At 50.6% G+C, this 5,919-nt stretch carries 7 protein-coding genes; 6 read left to right on the top strand and 1 reads right to left on the bottom strand.

All coding sequences use genetic code 11. The features are described 5' to 3' along the window. The first annotated feature begins 46 nt into the window (after positions 1-46). The 6 genes from aroC to Q1K24_RS08875 all read left to right on the top strand — a co-directional run bounded on the left by aroC (position 47) and on the right by Q1K24_RS08875 (position 5,464). Positions 47-1,093 carry a chorismate synthase gene (gene aroC / locus Q1K24_RS08850; protein ID WP_300369066.1) on the top strand — a complete coding sequence of 349 codons (1,047 nt, stop codon included), beginning with the start codon at positions 47-49 and terminating at the stop codon, positions 1,091-1,093. Between the two features lie 195 nt (positions 1,094-1,288). Continuing rightward, the gene (locus Q1K24_RS08855) at positions 1,289-2,107 is read left to right on the top strand and encodes a zinc ABC transporter substrate-binding protein (protein ID WP_300369052.1); all 819 of its coding nucleotides are present in this window, start codon (positions 1,289-1,291) and stop codon (positions 2,105-2,107) included. Further along, a complete protein-coding gene (locus tag Q1K24_RS08860; protein WP_300369055.1) occupies positions 2,104-2,886 on the top strand; it encodes an ABC transporter ATP-binding protein in 783 nt (260 codons plus the stop codon). The genes Q1K24_RS08855 and Q1K24_RS08860 overlap by 4 nt, the downstream gene beginning before the upstream one ends. Continuing rightward, the gene (locus tag Q1K24_RS08865; protein ID WP_300369058.1) at positions 2,879-3,685 is read left to right on the top strand and encodes a metal ABC transporter permease; all 807 of its coding nucleotides are present in this window, start codon (positions 2,879-2,881) and stop codon (positions 3,683-3,685) included. Before Q1K24_RS08860 ends, Q1K24_RS08865 begins: the two co-directional genes overlap by 8 nt. After that, positions 3,682-4,521, top strand: a complete 840-nt coding sequence (gene galU / locus Q1K24_RS08870; RefSeq protein WP_300369061.1) for a UTP--glucose-1-phosphate uridylyltransferase GalU — start codon at positions 3,682-3,684, stop codon at positions 4,519-4,521. The genes Q1K24_RS08865 and galU overlap by 4 nt, the downstream gene beginning before the upstream one ends. A 1-nt stretch (position 4,522) precedes the next feature. Next, on the top strand, positions 4,523-5,464 hold the full coding sequence (locus Q1K24_RS08875; RefSeq protein WP_300369064.1) for a D-2-hydroxyacid dehydrogenase: 942 nt from the start codon (positions 4,523-4,525) through the stop codon (positions 5,462-5,464). Positions 5,465-5,479: 15 nt separating this feature from the next. On the opposite strand, the gene Q1K24_RS08880 is transcribed toward Q1K24_RS08875, so the two are convergent. Then, positions 5,480-5,890, bottom strand: a complete 411-nt coding sequence (locus Q1K24_RS08880) for a thiamine-phosphate pyrophosphorylase (protein WP_366903828.1) — start codon at positions 5,888-5,890, stop codon at positions 5,480-5,482. Between the last annotated feature and the right edge of the window lie 29 nt (positions 5,891-5,919).

Genomic DNA, 5,919 nt, shown 5'->3' on the forward strand with positions numbered 1-5,919 from the left:
AAAGAGGAGGCACAAAGTGAGTAACTCATTCGGCAGACGATTCGTAATGACAACCTTCGGCGAGTCGCATGGCAAGGCGATTGGCTGTGTACTCGATGGAGTGCCGGCGGGGCTGGAGATTGATGAGCGCTTCATACAAAGTGAACTCGATCGCCGACGACCGGGAAAAAATGTCTATGCCACGGCCAGAAAGGAGCCTGACAGTGTCGAAATTCTGAGCGGCGTGTTCGAAGGCAAGACCACCGGTACGCCAATTGCGATGGTCATCTATAACACCAACCAGAAATCGAAAGACTACGGCAACATCAAAGATCTTTTCCGTCCGGGACACGCCGATTACACCTACTGGGAAAAATATGGTATCCGGGACTATCGCGGTGGTGGGCGCAGCAGTGCAAGGGAGACAGCAGCCAGAGTGGCGGCGGGTGCAGTGGCGAAACTGATGCTGAAGCAGATTGGAATCAAGGTGGAGAGCGGCATTTTCAAAATCGGTGATGTCGAGGCGAAGGAGTACAATTTCGGTTTCGCGAGAACGAGTGAGATTTTTGCCCTTGACCCGGCGATGGAGCAAGCACAGAAAGATGTGATCATTCGGGCGAAGGAGGCGCACGACAGCGTCGGCGGGGCTGCGCTCGTGCGAGCCACCGGTGTTCCAGTGGGCCTGGGTGAACCGATCTATTACAAACTCGATGCCGTACTGGCCGATGCCATGATGGGGATCAATGCCGTGAAAGGGGTAGAGATTGGCGAAGGGGCCCACAGTGCCGAACTGCTGGGAAGTGAAAACAATGATGAGATGACGCATGAAGGGTTTTTGAGTCATCATGCCGGCGGTACATTGGGAGGAATCAGCAGTGGCGATGTGCTGGATATCAAAGTCTATTTCAAGCCGACCCCTTCGATTTTTAAACCGATGAAAACCCTCGACATTCATGGTAGAGAGGTTGTTTGTGAACTCAAAGGACGTCATGACCCGTGTGTCGCGATCCGGGGCAGTGTTGTCGCCGAAGCGATGGCCGCACTGGTACTTGCGGATATGGTGCTGTTGAATATGGGCAGGAAAATGGACGATGTGGTGCGATATTATGGCTGATTTCAAATATTTGAAATCATCTCGAATGCTCCGCATTCGAAGCGTTAGGGGGTGCGGGGGACACTTGTGCCCCTCCCAAAAGATGGGCTTTGTTCATCTTTTTCGTTCAATGAATGTATGGAGAATTGAGAATTGAGAATTGAGAATTTTTTTCGATTATTTCTTTTTTCGCTGTTTCTCTTTCCAGCAACGTTGATGGCGAAAGTTCATGTGGTCGTCAGCATCGTACCTGAAAAAACATTCGTCGAAAAGATTGCGGGTGATCTGGTAGATGTGATGGTGATGGTGGTTCCCGGTGCCAGCCCTACCACCTACGAACCCAAGCCTTCGCAAATGAGAGCGATATCCAGTGCGGATATCTACTTTTCCATCGGTGTGCCATTCGAAAAAGCGTGGCTGCCCCGATTCGCGGCCCAAAATCCGAAGATGAAGATCGTCGACATCACCCGAGGTATCAAAAAAATGCCGATGCAGCACCATCATCACGGCAAAAAGACTCAACACTCAACACTCGGCGCTCAACACTCCCTGGATCCCCACGTCTGGCTCTCCCCTCCTCTGGTAAAAGCTCAGGCGCGCAATATCGCCAGGGCTCTTGAAGAGATCGATCCTGCGCATTCAAAGATTTATGCAGAAAATCTCGCAAAATTCGAAAAAGAAATCGACGCACTCGATGAAAAACTCAAAAAAATTCTAAAACCCTGCAAAGGGAGTGCAATGATGGTGTTTCACCCATCCTGGGGCTATTTCGCACGTACGTACGGTTTGAGGCAGATACCGATCGAGATGGAGGGCAAAGAGCCCAGATCCAAAGAGCTTGTGCATCTGATCCATGAGGCGAAAGAGGAGAAGGTGAATACGCTCTTTGTGCAACCCCAGTTTTCGAAACGGACGGCGAAGGTGATCGCGAAATCGATTGGAGCAACGATTGTCGAAGCCGATCCGCTTGCGTCTGACTGGGATGCCAATCTGATGAATATCGCCAACAAAGTGTGCAAAGCAGCATCGAAATGAACCAACCAGCCGTCGAGGTTCGCCATGTCACATTTTCATACGACGGCGAATCTGTGCTTGAAAATGTTTCACTTCGGGTGGAAATGGGTGATTTTCTGGCTATTATCGGGCCCAACGGAGGGGGAAAAAGCACCCTGCTGAAGTTGATGATGGGTATACTGAAGCCCCACTCTGGAGATGTCCTGCTTTTTGGCAAGCACCCCGATGAAAACGGCACCATTATCGGGTATGTGCCGCAGGAGACGGGGCATAACCTCGATTTTCCCATTACGGCACTTGATGTTGTTTTGATGGGTGTGCTGCATAAAAGAAATCGGATAAGACGCTTTGATGATACATTGAGGGAAAAAGCGAGGCACGCACTCGAAAAAGTCCGGATGGACCATGCTTCCGGACGCCGTATCGCCGAACTTTCCGGAGGAGAGAGGCAGCGGGTGCTGATTGCCAGGGCATTGTGCAGCGACCCGGATATTCTGATGCTTGACGAGCCGACAGCCAGCATCGACTTCAACGGCCAGCGGGAGATATTTGACCTGCTCGAAGAGTTGAATAAAACGATGACGATCGTTGTCGTGAGCCACGATATGAGCATGGTTATGGGATATGCCAAGCATGCTGCCTATATCAACAGAAGCGCGGTGATGCATACGATCGACTCGCATACGCGTTATCAGATCAAACAGCAGCTGCAGGGTCACGAAGGACACTATTGTGGTGCGGAATTCTGGCAGGATATGGGGAAAAGGATCGAGTGCACGGAGGAGTGCAAACATGCTTGAAGCACTGCAGATGCCATTTTTCCAACACGCTTTGGTCGCCGGCATGTTAATCGCCGTGGCACTTGGTCTGATCGGCCCCTTGACGATGGCGAACCGAATGACATTCATGAGCGGCGGTATCGCCCATGCGACCTATGGCGGCGTCGGTGCTGCCATCTTTTTTGGTTTCTCGGTTTTGCTTGGTGCGACACTCGCAGCACTTGTTGCCGCAGCCGTGATCTCCTTTATCGCATTTCGTTACGCGCACCGGGCCGATACCGCTATCGGAATCGTCTGGGCGATTGGGATGGCGATCGGTGTGATACTGAGCGATTTGACACCCGGTTACAATGTCGACCTGATGAGTTTTCTGTTCGGTTCCATTCTGGCCGTCGGCGCAGAAGACCTCTGGTATATGGCACTTTTTGATCTGACGGCATTGAGTCTTGTCTGGTATTTTTATTACGACTTTATGGCATTGAGTTTCGATCCTGTCTTCGCAAAACTGCAGGGGGTCAAGACGCAGGCGTTGCATCTCTTGTTGCTTGGACTTGTCGCCGTTACCGTTGTTTTGGCGATGCGGCTTGTTGGACTTATCATGCTGATCGCGCTGTTGACGATGCCGAGTTTTTCGAGCGAGCGGTATGTCAGGTCGCTGGGGGGCATGATGCTGTTTTCCATTCTCCTCTCGATGATATATATCGTTGCCGGTCTCTTTCTGGCCTACTGGTACGACCTCTCATCGGGACCTTCGGTCATTCTCGTGGCCGCTTTTGGTACAATTGTGCTATTTATGATGAAACGAAAGGTTGCTCGATGATTAAACGATGTCTCTTTCCTGCTGCAGGGTACGGCACCCGATTCCTGCCTGCGACGAAGGCGATGCCCAAAGAGATGCTGCCGATTATGGCCAAACCGCTCATTCAGTATGGTGTCGAAGAGGCGGTGGAAGCCGGTATGGATATCATGGCAATCATTACAGGACGAGGGAAACGTGCCATCGAAGACCATTTCGATGTCAGTTTCGAATTGGAGCATCAGATTTTCGGAACGCCGAAAGAGTATCTTCTGCATGAGATTCGCGATCTCATCAACAAGTGTACGTTTACCTATACCCGTCAGATCGAAATGAAGGGACTGGGTGATGCGATATACAAGGGACGTGTATTGATCGGAGACGAACCTTTCGCGGTACTGCTGGCTGACGACCTTTGTACCAATACGGAAGGGGATGGCGTCCTCTCCCAGATGGTCAGAGTCTATAACAAGTATCGGTGCTCCATTGTCGCCGTCCAGGAGGTCCCGATGGATCAGGTGAGTAAGTACGGTGTGGTTGCCGGCAAAGAGATTGATGAGGGGCTCTACATGGTCGATACGATGGTCGAAAAACCGGAGCCCGAAGAGGCACCATCCAATCTCGCCATTATCGGCCGCTATATTCTGACACCGGATATTTTCGATCTGATCAAACAGACCGAACCCGGCAAAGGCGGTGAGATCCAAATCACTGATGCGCTGATGGCCCAGGCGAAAAAAGGGATGGTCATGGCGTATAAGTTTGAAGGGCGTCGTTTCGACTGTGGAAGCATCGACGGTTTTGTGGAGGCCACGAACTACTTTTATGAAAAGTCGAAGAATATGGGGGGAGAAAAGTAACATGCGATTGGTTTTGCTGGATGCCGATACGCTTGGTGACGATATCGATTTGAGCGTGTTCAATCTGTTCGGTGATCTCGCAGTCTACCAGACGACAACTCCGGATGAAACGATAGAACGATGCGAAGATGCCGATATCATCGTAACCAATAAAGTGGTCATCGACAGGAAAGTGATGGATGCCTGCGGAAAACTCAAACTGATCTGCGTGGCTGCAACCGGGATGAACAATGTCGATCTCGAATACGCCAAAGTCCGAGGTATTGAAGTCAAAAACGTAGCAGGCTATTCGACCCACAGCGTTGTTCAGCATACGTTTGCAATGCTCTTTTATCTGATGGAAAAACTGCCCTACTATGACAATCATGTCAAAAGCAAGGCGTGGGGGAAGTCAGGCATTTTTACCTGCGTCGATCGCCCTTTTCATGAATTGCGTGGAAAGCAGTGGGGTATTATCGGATTCGGAACAATCGGCAAGGAGGTCGCCAAAGTGGCGGAAGCGTTCGGTGCAACCGTCGTCTATTACTCCACGAGCGGTGAGAACGATGATCCTCTCTATCCGCGGATGGAGCTCGATACCCTGCTGAGCACTTCGCATATTATCTCTATTCATGCGCCATTGAATGAAAAAACGGAAAATCTGCTCGATTTTGTACGTCTCGAAAAGATTTCCGCAGGCTCCATACTTTTGAATCTGGGCCGTGGTGGCATCGTCAACGAAAACGATTTGATGCGTGTCATGGATGACAAAGAGATCTATGTGGGATTGGATGTGACCGAGAAGGAACCGCTTCCCGAAGATTCGGTCCTTTACGAAGTGGCAAACCCCGAACGGCTGCTTATCACCCCGCACATCGCATGGACCAGTGTGGAGGCACGCGAAAAGCTTGTTGCGGGCATTGTCCACAATATCGAAACGTTTTTGAAAAAGCATACGATATAAGCGTGCCAGATGCGCTTAATCGATTTCTGACAGATTCTCCTGTTCGAGAGCATAAAGTCTGTAGCGGATCGTCTTGAAATCCTCCGCTTTGTTCGGGTCGATCAGCTTGAAGCTCTCTTCGAGTACACGTGATGCTTCCTGTGCGCGTTTGTAATTGGCCAGAAGCAGGCTCTTTTCATCTTCGCGGGCCATTTCTGTTTTCGTACTTCTTTTCAACACATCGTTTTGAATATCCCGGTGAGGAAGCAGTTCAAGATAGTTGTCGATTGTCGCCAGATGGCGTAGCTCCTTGAGAGTGGAAGCAACGGCCTGGTTGTCATAGAGATAACGGTTGATATCTTCGATGACGCGAATCCCCTCCTTCAGGCGGTTGAGATTCGCGTCGACAAGCCGAAAGAGTTTCGGCTCCGAAAGATTACTCGTCACTGCCGAAGATTCCGAGGATCTGCAGCAGA

The sequence above is a fragment of the Hydrogenimonas sp. genome, from assembly GCF_029932565.1.
In the GTDB taxonomy this organism is placed as follows: Bacteria; Campylobacterota; Campylobacteria; order Campylobacterales; family Hydrogenimonadaceae; genus Hydrogenimonas.

What these genes read in the sequence shown, in the direction of transcription:
- aroC (WP_300369066.1), top strand. Translation starts at nt 47, where the DNA reads ATGACAACCTTCGGCGAGTCGCATGGCAAGGCGATTGGCTGTGTACTC.
- Q1K24_RS08855 (WP_300369052.1), top strand. Translation starts at nt 1,289, where the DNA reads ATGGCGAAAGTTCATGTGGTCGTCAGCATCGTACCTGAAAAAACATTC.
- Q1K24_RS08860 (WP_300369055.1), top strand. Translation starts at nt 2,104, where the DNA reads ATGAACCAACCAGCCGTCGAGGTTCGCCATGTCACATTTTCATACGAC.
- Q1K24_RS08865 (WP_300369058.1), top strand. Translation starts at nt 2,879, where the DNA reads ATGCTTGAAGCACTGCAGATGCCATTTTTCCAACACGCTTTGGTCGCC.
- galU (WP_300369061.1), top strand. Translation starts at nt 3,682, where the DNA reads ATGATTAAACGATGTCTCTTTCCTGCTGCAGGGTACGGCACCCGATTC.
- Q1K24_RS08875 (WP_300369064.1), top strand. Translation starts at nt 4,523, where the DNA reads ATGCGATTGGTTTTGCTGGATGCCGATACGCTTGGTGACGATATCGAT.